Annotated in this window: 20 protein-coding genes; 14 read left to right on the top strand and 6 right to left on the bottom strand. The window is 60.3% G+C overall.

The genetic code is table 11. From position 1 onward, the window contains the following. Nucleotides 1-58 precede the first annotated feature (58 nt). A complete protein-coding gene (gene mgrA / locus KW846_RS24365) occupies nt 59-1,096 on the bottom strand; it encodes an L-glyceraldehyde 3-phosphate reductase (RefSeq protein WP_218485816.1) in 1,038 nt (345 codons plus the stop codon). A 237-nt stretch (nt 1,097-1,333) separates the two neighbouring features. Here mgrA and KW846_RS24360 point away from each other — a divergent pair, with 237 nt between their 5' ends. Then, on the top strand, nt 1,334-1,594 hold the full coding sequence (locus tag KW846_RS24360) for a hypothetical protein (protein WP_218485815.1): 261 nt from the start codon (nt 1,334-1,336) through the stop codon (nt 1,592-1,594). A gap of 24 nt (nt 1,595-1,618) precedes the next feature. Here the strand turns inward: KW846_RS24360 and betT are convergent, their stop codons facing one another. Next, nucleotides 1,619-3,574 carry a choline transporter BetT gene (gene betT / locus KW846_RS24355; protein ID WP_162130348.1) on the bottom strand — a complete coding sequence of 652 codons (1,956 nt, stop codon included), beginning with the start codon at nt 3,572-3,574 and terminating at the stop codon, nt 1,619-1,621. Between the two features lie 397 nt (nt 3,575-3,971). After that, on the bottom strand, nt 3,972-4,898 hold the full coding sequence (gene epsC / locus KW846_RS24350) for a serine O-acetyltransferase EpsC (protein WP_007972891.1): 927 nt from the start codon (nt 4,896-4,898) through the stop codon (nt 3,972-3,974). Nucleotides 4,899-5,088: 190 nt separating this feature from the next. Between epsC and KW846_RS24345 the strand changes: the two genes are divergently transcribed. The 13 genes from KW846_RS24345 to KW846_RS24285 all read left to right on the top strand — a co-directional run bounded on the left by KW846_RS24345 (nt 5,089) and on the right by KW846_RS24285 (nt 18,303). Beyond that, nucleotides 5,089-6,081: a D-cysteine desulfhydrase gene (locus KW846_RS24345; protein WP_218485814.1), complete on the top strand. Its 993-nt coding sequence runs from the start codon at nt 5,089-5,091 to the stop codon at nt 6,079-6,081. Nucleotides 6,082-6,378: 297 nt separating this feature from the next. After that, a complete protein-coding gene (gene tcyJ / locus KW846_RS24340; RefSeq protein ID WP_007972895.1) occupies nt 6,379-7,179 on the top strand; it encodes a cystine ABC transporter substrate-binding protein in 801 nt (266 codons plus the stop codon). Then, a complete protein-coding gene (gene tcyL / locus KW846_RS24335; RefSeq protein WP_007972897.1) occupies nt 7,179-7,844 on the top strand; it encodes a cystine ABC transporter permease in 666 nt (221 codons plus the stop codon). The genes tcyJ and tcyL overlap by 1 nt, the downstream gene beginning before the upstream one ends. 4 nt (nt 7,845-7,848) lie before the next feature. Beyond that, a complete protein-coding gene (gene tcyN / locus KW846_RS24330) occupies nt 7,849-8,604 on the top strand; it encodes an L-cystine ABC transporter ATP-binding protein TcyN (RefSeq protein WP_218485813.1) in 756 nt (251 codons plus the stop codon). Nucleotides 8,605-9,086: 482 nt separating this feature from the next. Continuing rightward, nucleotides 9,087-9,851 (top strand): hypothetical protein, encoded by a 765-nt coding sequence (locus KW846_RS24325; RefSeq protein WP_218485812.1) that lies wholly within the window; start codon nt 9,087-9,089, stop codon nt 9,849-9,851. Between the two features lie 317 nt (nt 9,852-10,168). After that, complete coding sequence (locus tag KW846_RS24320) at nt 10,169-11,401, top strand: SfnB family sulfur acquisition oxidoreductase (protein ID WP_218485811.1); 1,233 nt, start codon at nt 10,169-10,171, stop codon at nt 11,399-11,401. Between the two features lie 23 nt (nt 11,402-11,424). Then, nucleotides 11,425-12,618: an SfnB family sulfur acquisition oxidoreductase gene (locus KW846_RS24315; protein ID WP_218485810.1), complete on the top strand. Its 1,194-nt coding sequence runs from the start codon at nt 11,425-11,427 to the stop codon at nt 12,616-12,618. Further along, nucleotides 12,619-13,971 (top strand): LLM class flavin-dependent oxidoreductase, encoded by a 1,353-nt coding sequence (locus KW846_RS24310; RefSeq protein WP_218485809.1) that lies wholly within the window; start codon nt 12,619-12,621, stop codon nt 13,969-13,971. A 120-nt stretch (nt 13,972-14,091) separates the two neighbouring features. Further along, the gene (locus tag KW846_RS24305; protein WP_218485808.1) at nt 14,092-14,901 is read left to right on the top strand and encodes a MetQ/NlpA family ABC transporter substrate-binding protein; all 810 of its coding nucleotides are present in this window, start codon (nt 14,092-14,094) and stop codon (nt 14,899-14,901) included. 2 nt (nt 14,902-14,903) lie between these two features. Beyond that, a complete protein-coding gene (locus KW846_RS24300; RefSeq protein ID WP_218485807.1) occupies nt 14,904-16,025 on the top strand; it encodes a methionine ABC transporter ATP-binding protein in 1,122 nt (373 codons plus the stop codon). Beyond that, nucleotides 16,015-16,659, top strand: coding sequence for a methionine ABC transporter permease (locus KW846_RS24295; RefSeq protein WP_015093002.1), 645 nt, complete (start codon nt 16,015-16,017; stop codon nt 16,657-16,659). The genes KW846_RS24300 and KW846_RS24295 overlap by 11 nt, the downstream gene beginning before the upstream one ends. A 540-nt stretch (nt 16,660-17,199) precedes the next feature. Next, a complete protein-coding gene (locus KW846_RS24290; protein WP_218485806.1) occupies nt 17,200-17,538 on the top strand; it encodes a DUF6124 family protein in 339 nt (112 codons plus the stop codon). Between the two features lie 135 nt (nt 17,539-17,673). Further along, complete coding sequence (locus KW846_RS24285) at nt 17,674-18,303, top strand: bifunctional 2-polyprenyl-6-hydroxyphenol methylase/3-demethylubiquinol 3-O-methyltransferase UbiG (RefSeq protein WP_218485805.1); 630 nt, start codon at nt 17,674-17,676, stop codon at nt 18,301-18,303. A 75-nt stretch (nt 18,304-18,378) separates the two neighbouring features. On the opposite strand, the gene KW846_RS24280 is transcribed toward KW846_RS24285, so the two are convergent. The 3 genes from KW846_RS24280 to KW846_RS24270 are packed head-to-tail and all read right to left on the bottom strand — an operon-like array spanning nt 18,379 to nt 23,590. After that, nucleotides 18,379-21,429 (bottom strand): efflux RND transporter permease subunit, encoded by a 3,051-nt coding sequence (locus KW846_RS24280; RefSeq protein ID WP_218485804.1) that lies wholly within the window; start codon nt 21,427-21,429, stop codon nt 18,379-18,381. Beyond that, on the bottom strand, nt 21,426-22,490 hold the full coding sequence (locus KW846_RS24275; protein WP_218485803.1) for an efflux RND transporter periplasmic adaptor subunit: 1,065 nt from the start codon (nt 22,488-22,490) through the stop codon (nt 21,426-21,428). The genes KW846_RS24280 and KW846_RS24275 overlap by 4 nt, the downstream gene beginning before the upstream one ends. After that, on the bottom strand, nt 22,487-23,590 hold the full coding sequence (locus KW846_RS24270; RefSeq protein WP_218485802.1) for an efflux RND transporter periplasmic adaptor subunit: 1,104 nt from the start codon (nt 23,588-23,590) through the stop codon (nt 22,487-22,489). Before KW846_RS24270 ends, KW846_RS24275 begins: the two co-directional genes overlap by 4 nt. Nucleotides 23,591-23,678 lie beyond the last annotated feature (88 nt).

Genomic DNA, 23,678 nt, shown 5'->3' with positions numbered 1-23,678 from the left:
ACAGATCCAGTGTGGGAGCGAGCCTGCTCGCGAAGAGGCCGGAACAGACACCCGAAAATTACTCAGCTGTAGAAGGCTTCTCCCAAAGGTTGATCCCGCCCTCCTGGGCAAACCGGTCAATCTCCGCCAGTTCCTCTGCACTGAAGCTCAGGTTCTTCAACGCGCCGACGTTCTCGATGATCTGCTCCGGCCGGCTCGCGCCAATCAATGCCGAAGTGACCCGTGGATCGCGCAGGGTCCAGGCCAGCGCCAGTTGCGCCAGGCTCTGGCCACGACGCCGGGCGATTTCGTTGAGTGCGCGCACCTGAGCGATGTTGGCCTCGGACAAGTGCGATGCCTGCAACGAACCACCCCCCGGACGATTGACCCGCGCATCCGCCGGCACGCCGTTGAGGTACTTGTCGGTCAACAATCCCTGCGCCAGCGGCGTGAACGCAATCACGCCCGTGCCGAGTTCGTCAGTGGTGTCCAGCAGGTCTTTTTCCACCCAGCGATTGAGCAGGTTGTAGGCCGGTTGGTGGATCAGCAGCGGGACTTTCCACTCTTTGAGCAGCGCCGCCATTTCGCGGGTTTTCACCCCGGAATAAGACGAGATGCCGATGTACAACGCCTTACCCTGCTGCACCGCGGTGGCCAGCGCACTGGCGGTTTCTTCCAGTGGCGTGTCCGGGTCGAAACGATGGGAATAGAAGATGTCGACATAGTCCACACCCAGGCGCTGCAGGCTCTGGTCGAGGCTGGCCAACACGTACTTGCGCGAACCGCCGCCCTGACCGTAAGGCCCCGGCCACATGTCCCAACCGGCCTTGCTGGAAATGATCAGTTCGTCGCGGTACTGCTTGAAGTCTTCACGCAGCAATCGGCCGAAGTTGATTTCGGCACTGCCATAGGGCGGGCCGTAGTTGTTGGCCAGGTCGAAATGGTTGATCCCCAGATCGAACGCCGTGCGCAGCAACGCGCGCTGGGTATCGATCGGCGTGCTGTCGCCGAAGTTGTGCCACAGGCCCAACGACAGCGCAGGCAGCACCAACCCACTGCGACCCACGCGGCGGTATGGGATGGAGTCGTAGCGGTTTTCGGCAGCGGTGTAAGTCATCGAATCCTCTCTTGTCGGTCTTGAATCTGGTATCGACTGCTTCGCCAGTCGCCCAGCATACGCCCGGATCAACGCCAGAAAACCCGGGATTCGACTAAATGCTGAAACGTTTCACAAAAATTTGATTTGCCCGGATTATTCGACAAAACAGCGACAGGCTTGCGTGATCCGGGTCGACAGGAACACAGTCGCCAAAGCAACGAAGACGCGATAACGATCGCAAGGATGGAAGAAGCCATGCACACCACCATCATCATCACCTTCGGCCTGGTCTTGCTCGCGATGATGCTGTTCATCGGCGAGAAACTTGGCTTCAGCCGCCAGACACTCACCTACAGTTTCGTGATCCTGTGGCTGGCGCTGACGGTGATCAATGGCGCCATCGGGGTGGTGACCGCCGGCCAGTCGTTGAGTACGGAACTGGGGATCGGCACGATGGTGTTCAGTATCCCGGTGGCGGCGCTGGTGTTGTTCATGGTGCTGAGCGCCGAGGGCTGAAAAGCCCCGGCGCCCTGCCCGCGATCAACGCACCAGATGCAAAAACTGCATGTGCCGCTCGTACTGGTCGAGGATGTCGTTGATGATCTGTTCCTTGGTGTAGCCCACCAGGTCGTAATCCTGGCTGCCCTCGCTCAGATGCACTTCGGCCCGGTAGTAACGGCGATTGTTGAGTTGCTTGGAACCCATGCCGCCACGGGCAAACGAAGGCGTGAAATAGCCGCGCATCTGCACCTGATAAACGAACGGATGCTGATCGCCGTGGCCGATTTCCAGGCTGACGCTGTCATGGGCCGGGTCCGGGTGCATGACCACGTGCAGCCCCTTTTCGCGGAACACCGCCGACACTTCCTCAATGGCCGGTCGCACCGTCGTATCGAGGAAGCGATAAACCTCGTCCCGCGACGGGAAATGCACAGCCTGACTCAGGCGTTGCCGCCAGCCGCCGCGTCGTGACCCGGACACAGGCGCCAGCGAATGCATCTGCGCAATCTGCTTCTGCGACTCCAGATAAAACGCCTTGTGCAGACCCCACATCATCAACAGCAAGATCAGTGAGAACGGCAACGAAGTCAGGACCACCGCCGACTTCAACGCATCGATACTGCCGGAAAACAGCAGCGCGCTGGTCACCAGTGCGGTCATTGCGCCCCAGAACACCCGCAGCCATTTCGGCCCGTCTTCATCGGGATTGCCGCCCTTGGCGGACAGCGTCGACAGCACCACGGTGCCGGAGTCGGCGGAGGTGACGAAGAACACAAAGCTGATGAACACCGTCACCGCGATGACGGTTTTGCTCCACGGGTAGGTTTCCAGCAGCAGGTAGAGCGTCATCGACGGATTGTCGATAGCCGACATGCCGAGCGCGCTCATGCCGTGGTTGAGCACTTGATCGATGGCGCTGTTGCCGAAGATCGACATCCACGCCAGGGTGAAGCCGAGCGGAATCAGGAGCACGCCGAAGACGAATTCGCGGATGGTGCGGCCACGGGAAATCCGCGCGATGAACAAGCCCACGAACGGCGACCATGCGATCCACCAGGCCCAATAGAACACCGTCCAGCCGCCCAGCCAGTCGCTGGGTTTGTCGTAGGCATAGAGGTCGAAACTCTTCATCGGCAAGGCGCCGAGGTAATCGCCGAGGTTCTGGATCAGGGTGTTGAGCAAGTGCTGCGTGGGGCCGGCAAACAACACGAACAGCAACAGCGCACAGGCCAGCAGCATGTTGATGTCGGACATGACCCGCACGCCCTTGTCGACGCCCGACACCGCAACGATGATCGCCGCGCCCATCATCAGGGTGATCAGGCCGACCTGAACCCACTGGGTGTGGGCGATGCCGAACAGGTAGTCCAGGCCCGAATTGAGGTGCAACACACCAAAGCCCATGTCCGCGCCGAGGCCGAACACCGTGGCGATGATGCCGAAGCCATCCACCGCGTAGCCGATGGGGCCATTGATGCGCTTGCCGATCAGCGGATACAGCGCCGAGCGCAGGGCCAGCGGCAGGTTGTGGCGATAGGCGAAATAGGCCAGCGCCATACCGACAAAGGCGAACACGCCCCAGCCATGCAGGCCCCAGTGCAAAAACAGAATCTGCATCGCCTGACGCGCCGCATCCGCGGTACCAGCCTCGCCCTGGGGTGGTTGCAGCATGTGGGTCAACGGTTCGGACACGCAAAAGAAAAACAGGGTGATGCTGATCCCCGCGGCGAACAGCATGCCGGCCCATGACAAATAGCTGAATTCGGGCTCGTCGTGGTCGGCACCGAGCTTGATCTTGCCGTAGCCGGACAAGGCGGTGACCACCACGAAGACCAGATACAGGGTCATCGCCAACAGGTAATACCAGCCGACCGTGTTGGCCGCCCAGTTTTGCGCCGCCAGCAACCAGGCACCGGCCTGCTCGGGCATGGCGATGACAACGACACCAAACAACAGAATGAAACTCGCCGAGAACCAGAACACCGGCGGATTCATGCGGACCAGGCCGCTTGGAGGGATGGACGATGCACTCATGTACGGTGCACCTCGAAGGGGTAAAACGTGGCTGTAGAAATCGGACTCAGCAAAGGCAAGCCTCCTGTTGTGAGCGGGCGGCGAACCACCGGTTTAACTTGAATGAACGTTCAAGTTAAACATGGATAGGGGGCTAAGGACTAATCGCAGGGCTCGGCGGTAGTGGTTGTACGCTAGCTCAAGGGAGGGTAATACGCAGGATTTACGGGGTTCTGCAGGCGCTGTAAGAGCTGTAGGAGCTGTCGAGTGCAACGAGGCTGCGATCTTTTGATCTTGATTTTGCGGTGCATTGGAAAAGATCGCAGCCTCGTTGCACTCGACAGCTCCTACAAGTCCTACAGGTCCAACGACAGGGATCTTATTTTTGCGCCCCATCTTCATGCTGCAGATTCGCCTGGGTCAGGTTGCTGCCCGCCGGCACGCTGCGGGTCAACCAGACGTTGCCGCCAATGGTCGAACCCTGGCCGATGGTGATCCGCCCCAGGATCGTCGCCCCGGCATAAATCACCACGTCATCCTCGACAATCGGATGCCGCGGCTGGCCTTTCTGCAACTGACCGTCTTCGTCCGCCGGGAAGCGCTTGGCGCCCAGGGTCACGGCCTGATAAATCCGCACGCGCTCGCCGATGATCGCGGTTTCGCCGATCACCACGCCGGTACCATGGTCGATGAAGAAACTGCGGCCGATCTGCGCGCCGGGGTGAATGTCGATACCCGTGGCCGAGTGGGCGATTTCCGCGCTGATCCGCGCCAGCAACGGCAACCCGGCACGGTACAAATGGTGGGCCAGCCGATGGTGAATCACCGCCAGGATCCCCGGGTAGCACAACAGTACTTCATCGACACTGCGCGCCGCGGGGTCGCCGTGATAGGCCGCCAGTACGTCGGTGTCCAACAGGCTGCGCAAGCCCGGCAGGGCGAGGGCGAAGTCCTGGATGATCTGGATGGTCTTGGCTTCGACTTCGGTATCGGCCTGGGCACTGTGGCGCGCGGCATAGCGCAATTCGAGTCGCGCCTGAGCCAACAGTGCATTCAACGCTACATCCAGCGTGTGGCCGACGTAGAAATCTTCACTCTCTTCGCGCAGGTCAACCGGCCCCAGGCGCATCGGGAACAGCGCACCGCACAAGGCTTCGAGAATCTCTGCCATGGCCGCCCGGGAGGGCAGCTCGCGACCGCCCTGCTCGGTACTGGCCCGGCCATTTTGCGCTCGCCACTGCTCACGCGCGGTGCGCAGCTGGCTGACGATGGTCTGCAATTGCCAATGGCTGGAACGCTCACTCACGGTAGAAACTCCTCACGGGCGACCGGACTGTCTGGCCGCACTGACGGCGATTACTTTACGGCAAGGGCAGCGGGGCAAATTAAGAACCAATAATGCTGTGCTCATTACGATTAGCTATAAGCAATTGACGGTTGCCCAGCCTTTTTCGCGTGCCTATAGTCCTGAGATCTTCCACGGCCAGTACGGACCCATGATCAAACAACAGCTCGCCCGCTTTAACCGCCTCGACCTGCTCGGTCAACCCACCGCCCTGGAAAAACTCGAACGCCTGTCGACCTGGCTGGGTCGTGACCTGTACGTCAAACGCGATGACCTGACGCCACTGGCGATGGGCGGCAACAAGCTGCGCAAACTCGAATACCTGGCCGCCGATGCACTGGCCCAAGGCGCCGACACCTTGATCACCGCCGGTGCGCTGCAATCGAACCACGTACGTCAGACGGCTGCCATTGCGGCAAAACTGGGTCTGGGCTGCGTAGCCCTTCTGGAAAACCCCCTCGGCACCGATGACAACAATTACACCGGCAACGGCAACCGCCTGCTGCTCGACCTGTTCGATGCCAAGGTCGAGCTGGTGGAAAACCTCGACAACGCCGACGAACAACTGCAAGCCCTTGCCGGCCGACTGCGCAGCAATGGCAAGAAGCCGTACCTGGTGCCGATTGGAGGCTCCAACGCGCTGGGCGCACTCGGTTACGTACGTGCCGGGCTGGAACTGGCCGAACAGATCAAGGACACCGGCCTGACGTTCGCCGCCGTGGTCCTGGCCTCGGGCAGTGCCGGTACCCACAGCGGCCTGGCACTGGCCTTGAGTGAAGCACTGCCGGATCTGCCAGTGATCGGCGTGACGGTCTCGCGCAGCGATGAAGACCAGCGGCCAAAGGTTCAAGGCCTGGCAGAACGCACTGCCGAGCTACTGGGTGTGAGCTTGCCGGACGCCTTCAAAGTCGAGTTGTGGGACGAATACTTCGCCCCGCGTTATGGCGAGCCGAATGCCGGAACACTGGCGGCGGTGAAGCTGCTGGCGAGTCAGGAAGGCTTGCTGCTGGACCCGGTCTACACTGGCAAGGCCATGGCAGGTTTGCTGGACGGGATCGGGCGTCAGCGTTTCGACGAGGGGCCGATTATCTTCCTGCACACTGGCGGGGCGCCGGCGTTGTTTGCCTATAAGGATTTTCTGTAACCGATTCAGAAGATCAAGAGATCGCAGCCTTCGGCAACTCCTGCAGGTGCATGCCAATCCATGTAGGAGCTGCCGAAGGCTGCGATCTTTTCTCACAACCGCCACATATTCATTTAACGCATAACAAAAAGAATATTTATTATTTTCCTATCTAACGGCGGCGTCTTATATTCACGCCGCAGGCGAATTTGCAGCGAGACGCATAAGCTGCATTAGGGCAGGATATCGCAGTCGTCCGAATCCCGAATTTGCCAACTTTCCTAAAGCGTCTTCCATAAGAAAACACAGGGGCTTGTCATGAATTTTTCCGCACTACGTCGCAATCTGCTGGTGGGCTCGCTGGGCCTGGCACTGAGCGCAGGCCTGATTGGCCAAGCCGTTGCCGGTGAGCAACTGCAAAAAATCAAAGACGCCGGCGTGATCAACGTTGGCCTGGAAGGCACTTACCCACCGTTCAGTTTCGTCGATGCCGACGGCAAACTGACCGGCTTCGAAGTCGAGTTCTCCGAAGCCCTGGCCAAAGAGCTGGGCGTCAAGGTCAAACTGCAACCGACCAAATGGGACGGCATCCTCGCAGCCCTGGAATCCAAGCGCCTGGACGCAGTGATCAACCAGGTGACCATCTCTGAAGAGCGCAAGAAGAAGTATGACTTCTCCGAGCCGTACACCGTTTCCGGTATCCAGGCACTGGTGCTGACCAAGAAGGCCCCCGAGCTGAACATCAAGACCGCTGCCGACCTGGGTGGCAAGAAAGTCGGCGTAGGCCTGGGCACCAACTACGAAGAGTGGGTGAAAACCAACGTGCCGACCGCTGACATCCGCACTTACGAAGATGATCCGACCAAGTTCCAGGACCTGCGTGTCGGCCGTATCGACGCCATTCTGATCGACCGTCTGGCCGCACTGGAATACGCCAAGAAAGCCAAGGACACCACCGCCGCCGGTGACGCGTTCTCCCGTCAGGAAGCCGGCATTGCCCTGCGCAAAGGCGAGCCTGAACTGCTGGCCGCAGTGAACAAGGCGATCGACAAGCTGCGCGCCGATGGCACCCTGAAAAAGCTCTCGGAAAAATACTTCAACGCTGACGTCACTCAATAATGGAAGAAGCTTTCCAACTCGCACTGGACTCCGTGCCCTTTCTGCTCAAGGGCGCGTACTACACGGTCATCCTCAGCCTGGGCGGGATGTTCTTCGGCCTGGTGATGGGGTTCGGCCTGGCGCTGATGCGCCTGTCGCGCTTCAAACTGGTGAGCTGGATCGCTCGCATCTACGTGTCGTTCTTTCGCGGCACGCCGTTGCTGGTGCAACTGTTCGTGATCTATTACGGCTTGCCGCAATTGGGTCTGGAACTTGATCCGCTGCCGGCGGCCCTGATCGGCTTCTCGCTGAACATGGCCGCCTACGCCTGCGAAATCCTGCGTGCCGCGATCAGCTCCATCGAGCGCGGCCAGTGGGAGGCCGCTGCCAGTATCGGCATGACCCGCGCGCAAACCCTGCGCCGGGCCATCCTGCCGCAGGCCATGCGCACCGCATTGCCACCGCTGGGCAACAGCTTCATTTCGCTGGTCAAGGACACGGCGCTGGCCGCTACCATCCAGGTGCCGGAACTGTTCCGCCAGGCACAGCTGATCACCGCCCGTACCTTCGAAATCTTCACCATGTATCTTGCCGCCGCACTGATCTACTGGGTCCTGGCCACGGTGCTGTCGCACCTGCAGAACCAGTTGGAAGCGCGGGTCAATCGGCACGACCAGGAGTCCTGACCCAATGATTGTCGTGGAAAAACTGACAAAGCAGTTCAAGGGTCAAGTCGTGCTCAATGGCATCGATCTTGAGGTCAAGGAAGGCGAGGTGGTCGCGATCATCGGCCCCAGCGGTTCGGGCAAGACCACCTTCCTGCGCTGCCTGAATTTCCTGGAAGAACCCACCAGCGGCCGGATCAAGGTCGGCGATATCGAAATCGATACCAGCCGTCCCCTGAACCAGCAGCAGAGCCTGGTGCGACGTTTGCGCCAGCACGTGGGCTTCGTGTTCCAGAACTTCAACCTGTTCCCCCATCGCACCGCCCTGGAAAACGTCATCGAAGGCCCGATCGTGGTCAAGAAGACCCCGCACGCCGACGCTGTAGCCCTGGGTAAAAAACTCTTGGCCAAGGTCGGTCTGGCGGGCAAGGAGGACGCTTACCCGCGTCGCCTCTCCGGTGGCCAGCAACAGCGCGTGGCGATTGCCCGGGCGCTGGCGATGGAGCCCGAAGTGATCCTGTTCGATGAGCCGACCTCGGCCCTCGACCCGGAACTGGTGGGCGAGGTATTGGCGACCATCCGCGGTCTGGCCGAAGAGAAGCGCACCATGGTGATCGTCACCCACGAAATGGGCTTTGCCCGGGACGTGGCCAACCGTGTGGTGTTTTTCGACAAGGGCGTGATCGTCGAACAAGGCGAAGCGAAGGCGTTGTTTGCCAACCCGAAAGAAGAGCGAACCCGGCAGTTCCTGAGCAAGTTCCTGAATAACGCTAATAACTAACAGCCCTGCGCAACAACGGTAAACTTCCATGGATGGAAGTGACACCCCTCGAAAGACCTTTCATTAATACCAAACAAAACTCACCTATTAAACATGCATATCCTGTACGCATGCACGGTACAAATATATGCTTCACGACAATTAAGCAATGCCAATTCAACCAGATCCTCCGTCGTAGGACGGTGCCCACGACTTGCACCAATCCGCCCGCACTCACCCGCTTTCAGCAGAAAACCTCGACGCACAGGCACGGTTTAATTACTTGGAACCGTAGGAACTTTCTGAATAACACCACGCAGGACCCATAACTAACAATTCTTATTGACACCTGATCGCCCTAACTCTTATCTAGTCTCAAACCAACGACACCCATCACACTTAAATCATTATTCCCGCTCAAAGTAATGAATGGTTTTTCTGTTCGATAATTAGTTTTTGATATTCCAGAAACGGACTTCGTTGCAAGACTTCAAGGAGACTTCATGAATAGCACCTCGAACAAATCCGGGCTTGCAGCCCCGACCTTGGCGCAATCGAACAAGGCCGGCATCAACGTCACCTGCGCAGCGCACCTGCTGATCGATGTGGCACCCTACCCCGCCATGGACGCAGGAGACCTGGTCGAACTGTTCTGGGACAACTGCTACGTGGCTTCCCGGGTGCTGACGGCCAATGATGTCGGCCGACCGGTGCAGTTGCGGGTGCCTGAGAGTTTTGTCGCCAACGGTACCTCGCGCATTTACTACCGGGTCATGCAGATTGGCCGGGGCCCGGCGGTATCGGCCAGTCAAAACGTGCAAATCAAACTCGACTGTCCAGGCGGCCAACCCTCGTCGCTGTGCGGCGATGAAAACCAGTGCCTGGCACCGGTGAGCATTCCCGAGGCGATTCGCCGTCAGGGGGTCAATCCGAGCCAGGTCAAACGCGGTGTTCCCTTGACCATCGAGCCGTACCTGAACATGGCCGTCGACGACGAGATCACCCTGCGCTGGGGCGATGTGCGCATGGATCTGCCACCGCTCAAGTCCGCCGATGTAGGCCAGCCGATCCAGGTCTGGATACCGCCGGCCATCATCCTCGAAGCCGGTGAAGATCTGCGGCTGGAAGTGACTTACTGCATTCTCGATCGGGTGGGCAACAACTCCCGCTGGGCACCGGCCCGCACGCTGAAGATCGGTTGCGCCAATCCTTATCTGAGAGTCCCGAAGAAACAGCACCTCAAGGCTGCCGAGGCCCACAGACGATGATGTCGTTACTGTAAAAATTCCAAAGATCGCAGCCTTCGGCAGCTCCTACAGGGTTAAGGCGTAAACCCCTGTAGGAGCTGCCGAAGGCTGCGATCTTGGCGACAGCGCCATTGCCACCCTTCTATCTATATTCCTAAAAGTTAGTTCATAAAATATTTATAAGCGTTTAGGGTATATAAACCGGACCACCGGACATTCTTGTTTTCATGCGCGGCCACAAGCAGCGCTTCCATGAGATGTGAGGTAGGTATGGTCCGGAACACAATCACCCCAGTGCAGATCGCCAGGGCATTGCGAGCTGCCAAGGAGTGGCACTGATGTCCAGTCTGGCAGATGCAATCGTCCAGAGTGACCTGGACATCGCCCCGTTGTTGTTGCCCGCACAAATCTTGCGCAACGACGCCCAAGCCATCAAGGCAGCCCACGAACTGGCGCACGTCGCGCGCCTGCAAGCCGCCAAGCGTGACCAGTTGCGCAAGCTCCCATGGTCTGAAATCGAACAGTTCACCCGCAGCGGCCTGGGCAGCATTTCCATCCCCCGCGAGTACGGTGGCCCGCAGATTTCGTTCGTCACCCTGGCCGAGGTCTTCGCGATCATTTCCGCCGCCGACCCGGCGCTTGGGCAGATCCCGCAAAACCAGTTCGGCATTCTTAACCTGATCCTCGGCAGCGCCACCGAAGCGCAGAAAAGACAACTGTTCAAAAGCGTCCTGGATGGCTGGCGCATCGGCAATGCCGGGCCGGAACGCGGCACCAAAAACACTCTGGAACTGAAGACACGCATCACCGCTGACGGCGTCCTCAACGGCCAGAAGTTCTATTCCACGGGTGCACTGTTCGCCCATTGGGTCGCGGTCAAGGCATTGAACGACGACGGCAAACAAGTGCTGGCGTTCATCCGTCGCGGCACGCCGGGATTGCGCATCGTCGATGACTGGTCCGGCTTTGGTCAGCGCACCACCGCCAGCGGCACGATTTTGCTCAACAACGTGCAGGTCGATCCCGAACTGGTGGTGGATAACTGGCGGATCAACGACTCGCCGAACATCCAGGGCGCCGTCTCCCAACTGATTCAGGCGGCCATTGACGCCGGTATCGCCCGGGGCGCCATCGACGACGCCATCGACTTCGTGAAAAACCGCGCCCGGCCGTGGATCGACGCCAAGGTCGAGCGGGCCAGCGATGACCTGTACGTGATCGCCGATATCGGCAAACTGAAAATCGAACTGCACGCCGCCGAAGCGCTGCTGCGCAAGGCCGGGCAGGTGCTCGATGAAGTCAGCGCCGCACCGCTCACCGCCGGGTCCGCCGCCCGCGCCTCGATTGCCGTGGCCGAAGCCAAAGTGCTGACCACCGAGATTTCGTTGCTGGCCAGCGAAAAGCTGTTCGAACTGGCCGGCAGCCGCGCCACCCTTGCCGAATTCAACCTCGACCGCCACTGGCGCAATGCCCGGGTGCACACGCTGCACGATCCGGTGCGCTGGAAGTATCACGCCATCGGCGCCTATCGCCTCAACGGCACGCTGCCTAATCGGCATTCCTGGATTTAACGACCAGACATCTGGAGAAGCACATGAGCATTTCTCACCCCGTCGCGGTCATTACCAGCGATGAGCAAGCCCTGATTGTCGCCAGCGATCTGGCCGAAGATTTCAAACGTGACAGCGCCACACGCGACCGTGAACGCCGTCTGCCACACCCGGAACTGGAGGTGTTTTCCCGCTCGGGCCTGTGGGGCATCAGCGTGCCAAAAGAATATGGCGGCGCCGGTGTTTCCAACGTCACCCTGGCCAAGGTCATCGCCCTGATCGCCCAGGCCGACGGCTCGCTGGGGCAAATTCCGCAGAACCATTTTTATGCCCTCGAAGTGCTGCGCGTGAACGGCAGCCATGAGCAGAAAATACGACTTTATGCCGATGTGCTGGCCGGCCAGCGCTTCGGCAATGCCCTCGCCGAACTCGGCACCAAAACCGCCCATGATCGCATCACCAGCCTGACTCGCGATGGCAGCGGCTATCGCATCAATGGCCGCAAGTTCTACGCCACCGGTGCGATTTACGCCCAGCGCATTCCCACCTCGGTGGTGGATGAAAACGGCGTGCAGCAACTGGCATTCGTCCCGCGCAACAGCAAGGGCCTCACCGTAATTGACGACTGGAGCGGCTTCGGCCAGCGCACCACCGGCAGCGGTTCGGTGGTGTTCGAAGATGTCTACGTCGCGGCCGAAGATGTCATCCCCTTTCAAAGCGCCTTCGAACGCCCGACCCCGGTCGGCCCGCTGGCGCAAATTCTCCATGCCGCCATCGACACCGGCATCGCCCGCGCTGCATATGAAGATGCACTGCACTTCGTACGCACGAAAACCCGGCCGTGGATCGACGCCACCCACGAAAAAGCCACGGACGATCCGCTGACCCTCAAGAGCTTCGGCCACCTGAGCATTCGCCTGCACGCTGCCGAGGCACTGCTGGAGCGTGCCGGTGAATACCTCGACAAGGCCCAGGCCGACACCCAGGCCGAGACCGTCGCAGCCGCGTCGATTGCCGTCGCCGAAGCCCGTGCCCTGAGCACCGAAATCTCCCTGGCCGCCGGCAACACGCTGTTCGAACTGGCCGGCAGTCAGGCGACCTTGATCGAACACGGCCTCGACCGTCACTGGCGCAATGCCCGGGTGCACACCCTGCACGATCCGGTGCGCTGGAAGTACCACGCCGTGGGCAACTACTACCTCAACGATGAAAACCCGCCACTGCGGGGGACCATCTGAATGGCTAAAAAGAAGATCCTGCTCAATGCCTTCAACATGAACTGCATCGGGCACATCAACCACGGTTTGTGGACGCACCCGCGCGACACGTCCACCCGCTACAACACGATCGAATACTGGACCGAACTGGCGCAATTGCTCGAGCGCGGGCTGTTCGACGGCCTGTTCATCGCCGACATCGTCGGGGTCTACGACGTCTACCAGAACTCGGTGGACGTGCCGCTGAAAGAGTCGATCCAGCTGCCGGTCAACGACCCGCTGCTGCTGGTGTCGGCCATGGCCGCGGTGACGAAAAACCTCGGTTTCGGCCTGACCGCCAACCTCACCTACGAAGCGCCGTACCTGTTCGCCCGACGCCTGTCGACGCTGGATCACCTCAGCCGTGGCCGGGTCGGCTGGAACATCGTCACCGGCTACCTCGACAGTGCCGCCAAGGCCATGGGCCTGAGCGAACAGGTCGAGCATGACCGTCGCTACGACCAGGCCGACGAGTACCTGGAGGTGCTCTACAAACTCCTGGAAGGCAGCTGGGAAAACGACGCGGTGCTGAACGATCCACAGCAGCGGATCTATGCGCAGCCGGAGAAAGTGCACAAGGTCGAGCACAAGGGCGAGTTCTATCAGGTCGAGGGTTATCACCTCTGCGAACCCTCGCCCCAGCGTACGCCGGTGCTGTTCCAGGCCGGTAGCTCGGATCGCGGCTTGCTGTTCGCCGGGCGACATGCCGAGTGCGTGTTCATCAGCGGCCAGAACAAGCCATCGACCAAGGCTCAGGTGGACAAGGTTCGTGCCAGTGCCGTCGAAGCCGGGCGCAACCCCGAGGACATCAAGGTGTTCATGGGCCTGAATGTGATCGTCGGCGCCACCGAAGAATTGGCCTGGGCCAAGCACGCCGAATACCTGAGCTACGCCAGTGCCGAGGCTGGCGTGGCGCACTTTTCGGCGTCCACCGGGATCGATTTTTCCCAATATGAAATCGACGAGCCGATCCAGTACGTGAAGAGCAACGCGATCCAGTCCGCCACCAAACACCTGCAAAACAACGATTGGACCCGGCGCAAATTGCTCGAACAACACGCCCTCGGTGGCCGCTACATCACCGTGGTCGGCTCACCGCAGCAAGTGGCGGATGAGCTGGAGTCGTGGATCGCCGAAACCGGGCTGGATGGCTTCAACCTGACCCGCATCGTCACCCCGGAAAGCTATGAGGATTTCATCGAGCTGGTGATTCCCGAGTTGCAGCGGCGGGGGTCGTACAAGACGGCGTACGACAGCGGCACCTTGCGCGAAAAGCTGTTTCAGCAAGAGGCGCACTTACCCGAGCAACATACCGGCTCGGCTTACCGCCGCTAAAAAGCTTCGCGAGCAAGCCCGCTCCCACAGGGGAATGCATTCCAAATGTGGGAGCGGGCTTGCTCGCGAAGAGGCCCCACCAGACACCAAAAAACTAATGCACTGACTGGATAACTCATCATGAAAAAGAACTACCTCTCTCACCCAGTCAAAGCACTGGCCCTGGCCCTCGGCCTGTTCAGCTCTACAGTTTTCGCCGCCGACGCGCCGCTGAAAATCGGCACCACCGCCGCGTTCGCCATTCCCCTTGAAGCCGCCGTCGAAGAGGCTTCCAAGCAAGGACTGAAAGTCGAACTGGTGGAGTTCAGCGACTGGATCGCGCCGAACGTCAGCCTCGCCGCCGGCGACATCGACGTGAACTACTTCCAGCACATCCCCTTCCTGGAAAACGCCAAGGCCGCCTCGGGTTTCGACCTGGTACCGTTCGCGCCGGGGATCATCAACAACGTCGGCCTCTACTCGAAGAAATACAAAAGCTTCGACGAACTGCCCCAAGGCGCCAGCGTGGCCATCGCCAACGACCCGATCAATAGCGGTCGAGGCTTGCAACTGCTGGCCAAGGCCGGCCTGATCACCCTCAAGCCCGGTGTCGGCTACAAGGCCACCGAAGAAGACATCATCGCCAACCCGAAGAACATCAAGATCCTCCAGGTCGAAGCGGTACAACTGGTACGTGCCTATGACGATGCCGATCTGGTGCAGGGCTACCCGGCCTACATTCGCTTGTCGAAAACCTTCGACGCTGGCTCCGCGCTGCTGTTCGACGGCCTCGATCACAAGGAGTACGTGATTCAATTCGTGATTCAGCCGAAGAGCAAAACCGACCCGCGCCTGATCAAGTTCGTCGACATCTACCAGCACTCACCCGCGGTGCGCGCCGCACTGGATAAAGCTCACGGCAAGCTCTATCAAGCCGGTTGGGAAAGCTGAGCATGACCGCCGCCATCCAACGGCGACTGGAGACTCCAGAGCCGCAAAGCGCCGAGCGCACCGAACTTCATCCCGAACTCAACCATGCCCACGTGCGCTTCATCGGCCTGGGTAAAACCTACAACGGCCAGCAAGGACCGGTGGCCGCGTTGCACGGCATCGACCTGGCGATCCAGCGCGGCGAAGTGTTCGGCATCATCGGCCGCAGCGGCGCCGGCAAGTCGTCGCTGATTCGCACCATCAATCGCCTGGAACAACCGAGCAGTGGTCGGGTACTGATCGATCAGGTCGACATCGGCGAATTCGACGAAGACCGCCTGGTGGCGCTGCGGCGGCGCATCGGCATGATCTTCCAGCACTTCAATTTGATGTCGGCCAAGACCGTTTGGCAGAACGTCGAGTTGCCGCTGAAAGTCGCCGGCGTGCCCAAGGAACAACGCGAGCAAAAAGTCCGTGAGCTGCTGGAGCTGGTCGGTTTGCAGGCCAAACACAAGGCTTACCCGGCGCAGTTGTCCGGCGGGCAGAAACAGCGCGTGGGCATTGCCCGGGCGCTGGTGCATGACCCGCAAATCCTGCTGTGCGACGAAGCCACCTCGGCACTGGACCCGGAGACCACGCAATCGATCCTGGGCCTGCTGCGCGAGATCAATCAACGCCTGGGCCTGACCATCGTTTTGATCACCCACGAGATGGCGGTGATCCGCGAGATCTGTGATCGCGTAGTCGTCCTCGAACACGGGCGGATCGTCGAGCAAGGGCCGGTGTGGGAAGTCTTCGGCAATCCACAGCATGAGGTCAGCAAGACGTTGCTGGCGCCGTTGCAACACGCATTACCGGAAGAGCTGCAAAGCCGTTTGCAGCCACAATCGAATGCCCCGGATGCAGCTGTGGTCCTGCGCTTGCAGTTCACTGGCAACCAACGCGAAGAACCGGACCTGGCAGCGCTGTTCAGCGCCCTGGGTGGCCACGTGCGATTGCTGCAAGGTGGTGTGGAACGGATACAGGGTCACGCCCTTGGGCAACTGCTGTTGGCGGTGACGGGCTCACCCCTCGGTGCCGAAGAATTGCGTCAACGCGCCAACCAATGGGCGCAACAGGTGGAGGTGCTGGGTTATGTGGTTTGATCGCTTGCTGCAGGGCTTTATCGACACGTTCCTGATGGTCGGCGTGTCGTCGCTCATCGCGCTGTTGGCGGGCATTCCGCTGGCAGTGATCCTGGTCACCAGCTCCAAGGGTGGAATCTACGAAGCACCGGCGCTGAACCGCGCACTGGGCGCATTCGTGAACCTGTTTCGCTCGATTCCATTTCTGATCTTGATGGTGGCGCTGATTCCGTTCACCCGGCTCATCGTCGGCACCACGTATGGCGTATGGGCGGCCGTGGTGCCGCTGACCATCGCGGCCACGCCGTTCTTTGCGCGCATCGCCGAGGTCAGCTTGCGCGAAGTCGATCACGGCTTGATCGAAGCGGCGCAAGCCATGGGTTGCCGGCGCTGGCACATCGTCTGGCATGTGTTGTTGCCTGAAGCACTACCGGGGATTGTTGGTGGGTTCACGATTACGCTGGTGACGATGATCAACTCGTCGGCCATGGCCGGCGCGATCGGTGCTGGCGGGTTGGGGGATATTGCCTATCGGTATGGGTATCAGCGCTTTGATAGCCAGATCATGTTGACGGTGATTGTGTTGCTGGTGGCGTTGGTGGCGGTGATTCAGTTGGGTGGGGATCGGTTGGCGCGGGGCCTCAACAAGCGGTAGGCATGTTGTGAACACTCTTTGTGGCGAGGGGGCTTGCCCCCGTTGGGGCGCGAAGCGGCCCTAAAACCATTCCATAAGGTGTGTCAGAAAAAACGAGGCCGCTGGTTTTACGACTGCTGCGCAGTCGAACGGGGGCAAGCCCCCTCGCCACAAAAGCGCCCTTGCCACAGGTCATCACTGGACTTCGGAGGGAAGTTTTCGTACAGGGAAATCAGCGATTTTGCAGGCTCGTTCCCTTTCCTTTGCAGGACATTTCCTAGATCATTTCGCTCGCTTGCGCCTGCCAAATCCGGTGGCTAGTCTCGGTCCGTCACTGCTCATCAGTGATCGGGTTTAGTAGCCCGGAACAATAGGCGCATAGCGATTCCATGCTCATGTCCGGCAAATTTTGCCGCATGCAGAATATGGTGGCTGTGCGTAGGGTACCTTCGGGTGCACCGGTTTTCCTATTGACCGGCCTACTAACCTGCGTACAGCCGCCACCCAATCGTTTAGTAGGCGATAAGTGATGGCTCCCATGCAGCAATAGGAGTAACACTCATGGAAAAATCCGTTCCCGATCCCCCCGAAACCTCCACCGAAGACCCACTCCGGGATCGCTCAGCGCTCTACCGCGCCATCGATTTCCACCTCACCGGCAAGCAACCCGCAGCACCCGATGAAATGCGCTTCTACAACGTCAGCAAGGACGTGAGCTTCGAAGACACCCAACTCTATGTCGCCGACCTGCTGCGCTGTGCTTCGGTCACGGCGTATCAATGTGGCGACCAGCTCAAGGGGGCCGACCGGGCGATGGTGTATTCGATCTGGCATTTGCTGGAGATTGCCAAGGCGATGGTGGATCACTCCATTGAGTGCTTGGGGATGAAGCAGGACTAAAAGATCGCAGCCTGCGGCAGCTCCTACAGGGTTTACGTCAGGCTCAGGTTCTGTAGGAGCTGCCGCAGGCTGCGATCTTTCAAAGCGCGAAAGCGCTTATAGTCAACACATCTCCTTTTTCCTGCGCAGCCGACCATGAAACAAACACCCGACGACCTCGAACAGATCACCACCACGACCCTGGGCCACTACAACGCGGTGGCCGAAAGTTTCCGTGAAGGCACGCGCGATCACGACGTCAGCCAGAACATCGATGCCCTGTTGCGGCACATCCAGGCTGAGGCGCCTTTCGACATTCTCGACTTCGGCTGCGGACCCGGTCGTGATCTGCAAACCTTCACCCGCATGGGCCACACAGCCGTCGGCCTCGATGGTTCGGAAAAATTCGCGCAGATGGCCCGGGACGACAGTGGTTGCGAGGTATGGCAGCAGGACTTCCTGAAGCTCGATCTGCCGGCCGAGCGTTTCGACGGGATCTTTGCCAATGCGGTGCTGTTTCATGTTCCGCGCCAGGAATTACCACGGGTGCTGAAGCAGTTGTGGGGAACGTTGAAACCGGGCGGGGTGTTGTTCAGTTCCAATCCCCGTGGCGAGAATCAGGAAGGCTGGAACGGGCCGCGTTATGGGTCGTATCACGACCTGGCGGCCTGGCAGCAGTTGCTGATCGAGGCAGGGTTTGTGGAGTTGGAGCATTACTACCGGCCGGCCGGGCTGCCGTGGGAGCAGCAGCCTTGGTTGGCGAGTGTGTGGCGCCGCGTTGAATAGCAAAAGATCGCAGCCTGCGGCAGCTCCTACAGGGGCAACGGTGTAGGAGCTGCCGCAGGCTGCGATCTTTTGACTTTATTGCACCTCTTTCTTCGGCTCGCGAATCTTGTACCAGGCCACATACAGCGCCGGCAAAAACAGCAGCGTCAGCAAGGTGGCGATGACGATCCCGCCGATCATCGCGTAGGCCATCGGCCCCCAGAACACTTCCCGGGCAATCGGGATCATCCCCATGCTCGCCGCCGCGGCGGTCAGCAGGATCGGCCGGCGCCGATGTTCGGTGGCCTGTACCACCGCATCCCAAGGCGCATAACCCTTCTGTTCGTATTCCTCGATCTGGGTCACCAGGATCACCGAGTTACGGATGATGATACCGATCAACGCGAGAATCCCGAGAATCGCCACGAAGCCCATGGGCGTACCCGTCGGCACCAGCGCAATCACCACGCCGATCAGCCCCAGCGGCGCGACGCTGGCCACCAGGAACAGCTTCTGCACGCTGTGCAGCTGGATCATCAGGAAGGTCGCCATCAGGAACAGCATCAGCGGCACAACCTTGGCAATCGGGCCCTGGGCCTTGCCGCTTTCCTCCACCGTACCACCGGTGGCGACCTTGTAGCCCGCCGGCAATTTGGCTGCGAACGCGTCGATGGACGGCTTGAGGATTTTCACCAGGTCCGTTGGCTGTATCTCGTCGCGGATCGCCGCCTTGATGGTGATGGTCGGCAGGCGGTCGCGACGCCACACCAGCGGTTGCTCAAGTTCGTAGCGCACTGTGGCGAACGCCAGCAGCGGAATCGACGTGCCGTTCGGCGTGACGATTTGCAGGTTCTGCAGGGTTTCCGGCGTTCCACGCTCGGAATCCACTGCACGACCGACCACGTTGATCAGGTAAATGTCGTCATCGACCTGGGTCACAGACTGGCCGCTGACGATGCCGTTCATCAGGTTGGCCACATCCTCGGAAGACAGCCCCAACTGCCGCGCCTTGTCCTGGGCGATGTCGATGCGCAGCACTTTGCCCGGTTCGTTCCAGTCGTAGATGATCTCGCCCACATGCGGGTTCTTGTCCAGCTCCGTGGCCAGGTCGATGGCATGTCGGCGCACCTGGTCGATGTCCTTGCCGCTGATCCGGTACTGGATCGGACGCCCTACCGGCGGGCCCATTTCCAGTGCCTGGACATAACTGCCGATGCCGACGAAGTCGTTGCGCAAGCGCTCGCGAAGCTTGTGCATCATGGCCTCACGGGTATGGCCTTTGCTGACGATTACCAACTGCGCATAGAACGGGTTCTGCAGTTGCTGGTCCAGTGGCAGATAGAAGCGGATGGCGCCCTGCCCGATGTAAGTGCTCCAGCGCTCGATGTCCGGATCGTCCTTTAGCGTGGCTTCGAGGCGATCGACAGCCCGGCGGGTTTCGTCGATCGAGGCGTTTTGCGGCAGGTTCAGGTCCACCAGGATTTCCGGGCGGTCCGAAGACGGGAAGAACTGGTTCTGCACGAAGCGCATGCAAAACAGCGCCAGCACAAAACACAGCACCGTAATGCCGATGGCCCACCAGCGATTGCGCATGCACCACAGCAGCCCGCCGTTGAACGCCCTGCCGATGCGCCCGGGTTCGCCTTCATGGGGTTTCACCTTGGTGCTGAGAATGTGCACGCCGATCACCGGCGCAAACAGAACCGCCACCACCCACGACACCAGCATCGCACAGGCGATCACCGCAAACAGGGTGTAGGTGTATTCACCGGCCGAGCTGGCGTTCAAGCCGATCGGCACGAAGCCCGCCACCGTCACCAGCGTACCGGTGAGCATCGGGAACGCCGTGGAGGTGTAGGCGAAGGTGGCCGCCTGCTCCTTGGTCTCGCCCAATTCCAGGCGCGTGACCATCATCTCCACGGTGATCATCGCATCGTCCACCAGCAGGCCGAGGGCGATGATCAGTGCACCGAGGGAAATCCGCTGCATGGTGATGCCGCTGTACTCCATGAATACAAACACCATCGCCAGCACCAGCGGGATCGAGCAGGCCACCACCAGGCCGGCGCGCACACCAAGGCTGACGAAGCTGACCAGCAGCACGATCACCACCGCCTCGAACAGCGCGCTGGTAAAGCCGCCGACGGCCTCTTCGACCACCACAGCCTGGTCGGACACGTTGTAAATGCCGACGCCGACCGGCAGGTCGGCGGTCAACTCGTCTATACGGGCGTGCAAGGCCTTGCCGAACGCCTGGACGTTGCCACCCTTCTGCATGGCAATCGCCAGGCCGATGGCCGGTTTGCCGTTGAAGCGGAATTCCGGCGAGGCCGGATCGACGTAACCGCGGCGGATTTCGGCAATGTCGGCCAGGCGATAGTAGCGGTCGTTGAGCTTGAGGTTGACCTCGGCCAGGTCTTTCTCCGAAGCGAACTTCCCAGACGTGCGCACCGAAATCCGCTCCGGCCCGGCCTCGATCACACCCGCCGGGGTCACGGCGTTCTGGGATTGCAGGCTCTGCACCACCTGACGCTCATCGATGCCCAGCGCGGCGAGTTTGCGCGTGGAGAAGTTCAGGTACAGCACTTCGTCCTGCTGGCCGACCATTTCGATCTTGCCCAGGCCCGGCACACCGCGAATCTCCATGCGCGCCTGTTCCACGTAGTCGCGCAACTGACGCAGGGTCAGGCCGTCGGCGGTGAAGGCGTAGATCGACCCGAAGACGTCACCGAACTCGTCGTTGAACGACGGCCCCTGTATGCCCTGCGGGAACTGGTATCTGATGTCGTTGATCTTCTTGCGCACCTGGTACCAGATTTCCGGGATGTCCTTGGCACTGGTGGTGTCGCGCAGGTACACGTACACCGTCGATTCGCCGGGGCGCGTGTAGCTTTTCACGTAGTCGAGGGAGTCGAGCTCTTCGAGCTTTTTCTCGATCCTGTCGGTGATCTGCTTGAGGGTTTCCTCCTGGGTCGCCCCCGGCCATTTGCTCTGGATCACCATGGTTTTGATGGTGAACGACGGGTCTTCTTCGCGCCCCAGGTTGAAATACGAGAACACACCCATCAGCAACGCGACGAACATCAGATACCAGATGAACGACTGATGCTTGAGGGCCCATTCCGAGAGGTTGAAAGGCCCTTTCATTGACTGTCCTCGTCGATTTTCACTTGCTGCCCCGGTTTGAGGCTGTTGACACCGGCACTGACCACCCGCTCGCCGTTTTTCACGCCGCCGGCCAGCACCACGGTGCTGTCGGTGCGGCTGATCACGGTGATGTCACGGGGGGAGACGGTTTTAGTCTGTGCATCGATCACCCAGATGCGCGGCTTGCCATCGACCTCCTGCAGCGCGGTGACCGGCAACTCGATGCGCGGCTTGACCGCCGAGCTCAGGGTGACGCTGATGGCCGTGCCCAAGCGGAAGCCCTGTGGCGTTTCGGCCAGGGTCAGGCGGGCGCGACGGGTGCGTGTCGCGCTTTGGGCCTGGGGTTCGATTTCACGGATGATGGCGGTGGTGTTGATGCTCGGATCCAGTTGTGCAGCGACCTGAAACACCACATCGCTGGGCAACTGGTCAACGAGGGTATCGGGCAGGTCGATCACTGCTTCCTTGATGTCCGGTTGCGCCAGGGTCACCACTTGCTGACCCGCCGTCACCACTTGCCCGGCCTCGGCGCTCCACGCGGTGACCACGGCTTTATGGTCGGCACGCAGCTCGGTGTAGCCCAATTGGTCTTTGCTCTGGCTGACGGCCGCCCGAGCCTGATCGAGGGAAGCCTGGGTGGTTTTCAGGTCCGTGTTGGCCGCGTCGAGTTGCGCTTGTGCGCCAACCCCGCGATCGAACAGGGCTTGTTGACGCTGGGCACTGGCCTTGGCATTGATCAGTTGCGCCTGGATCTTCGCCAGGTCGCCCTGGGCTGAACGCAATTGGTTCTGCTGGTCGGAAGGATCGAGGGTGGCGAGCAACGTCCCCTTCTCCACCTCGGTGCCGACATCGACGTTACGGCTGGCGATCCGCCCGCCCACGCGGAAGCCGGTATCGCTTTGATAGCGCGCCTGGATGCTGCCGGCGAAGCGCCCCAGATCCTCCTCGTTCAAGGTCTGGACCTTGATCGACAACACCGGCCGTATCGGTGCCGGCGGTGGTTCGCTTTTGGAACAGGCGCTCAGCACCAGCCCGATGGACAACGCCCATAAAGGCTTCATGGCTTGGCTCCCCACGTCAGATCCTTGTAAGTGTCTTCGGCAATCTCGACCTCCATGTCAGGGTGCAAGAGTTGCCCGCCCGCGATGATGACTTTGTCGCCGTCTTTCAACCCGCCGCTGATGATGACCTTGCCGGTCAGGTAGCGGCCGACAGTGACCGAATGCAACTGGGCCTTGCCCTTGTCGTCGACAATCCACACAGCGGGTTCACTGATGTTTTTGGTCAGCGCCGACCACGGCAACTCGATGACCGACTTGCCCGATCCCTTGGCCGTGGCACTCACCACCGACCCCAATTGCATGCCGTCGGGCAGACTGTTGAGGCCGACCTTGACCTGCACGGTACCGGATTGCGCCGACACCGCCGGGGTGATTTCGCGCACGGTGCCGGTGGTTTTGATCGCCGGGTTGTCGAGCAGGCTCAGGACAATGGTGTCATCGCTGGGTTTCTCGGCCAGCAGGGATTCATAAACGTTGAACACCGCATCGCGGTCGCCGTCACGGGCCAGGCTGAAGATCGGCATCGTCGCCTGAACCACCTGGCCGACCTCCGCCTGGCGCTCGGTAATGATCCCCGGCGCATCGGCGATCAGCGCCGTATAGCTCAACTGATCCTTGGCATTGGCCAACTGCGCCTGGGCAGCGCTCAGGGCGCTCTGGCTGCTGTTCAAGGCGGCCTGGGCTGAGTCATATTCACTCTGGCTGGTATAACCCTTGGGCAGGAGTTTTTGCTGGCGTACGAATGCCGCCGCGTTCTGCTTCACCCGCGCCTGTTCGGCAGCCACTTGCGCCTGGGCCGAGTCGACGTTGCTCTGCAAATCCTTGGGATCGAGCCGGGCCAACACTTGCTTGGCGGTCACTCGATCGCCGACATCAACCGAACGCTGGATGATCTTGCCACCCACACGGAAAGACAGCTCCGTCTGTACCCGCGCCTGAATATCGCCGGTGAGGGTAACCGGGGCCGCGTAGTCCGCCGGCTTGACGACTTGCACGAACACCCGTGGCAGGTATTCCTGCACGGGTTTTTTCTCGTCGCAAGCCGTCAGCAGGGTGACGACACTCAAGGCCATGACTACTTTGAATCCGGGAACCACCATGCAATCTCCTTGGCCTTTTTCATTTACAGCACGACAGAGAGCTTAGAACAGGACAGGAACCTTGCACGAGCGTCTTATGAAGAAAAAA

This window comes from Pseudomonas sp. PDM32 (assembly GCF_019219225.1).
GTDB lineage: Bacteria > Pseudomonadota > Gammaproteobacteria > Pseudomonadales > Pseudomonadaceae > Aquipseudomonas > Aquipseudomonas laurylsulfatiphila.
Note: the sequence above shows the minus strand (reverse complement) of the source record. Positions and strands in the feature narration are given on the sequence as shown.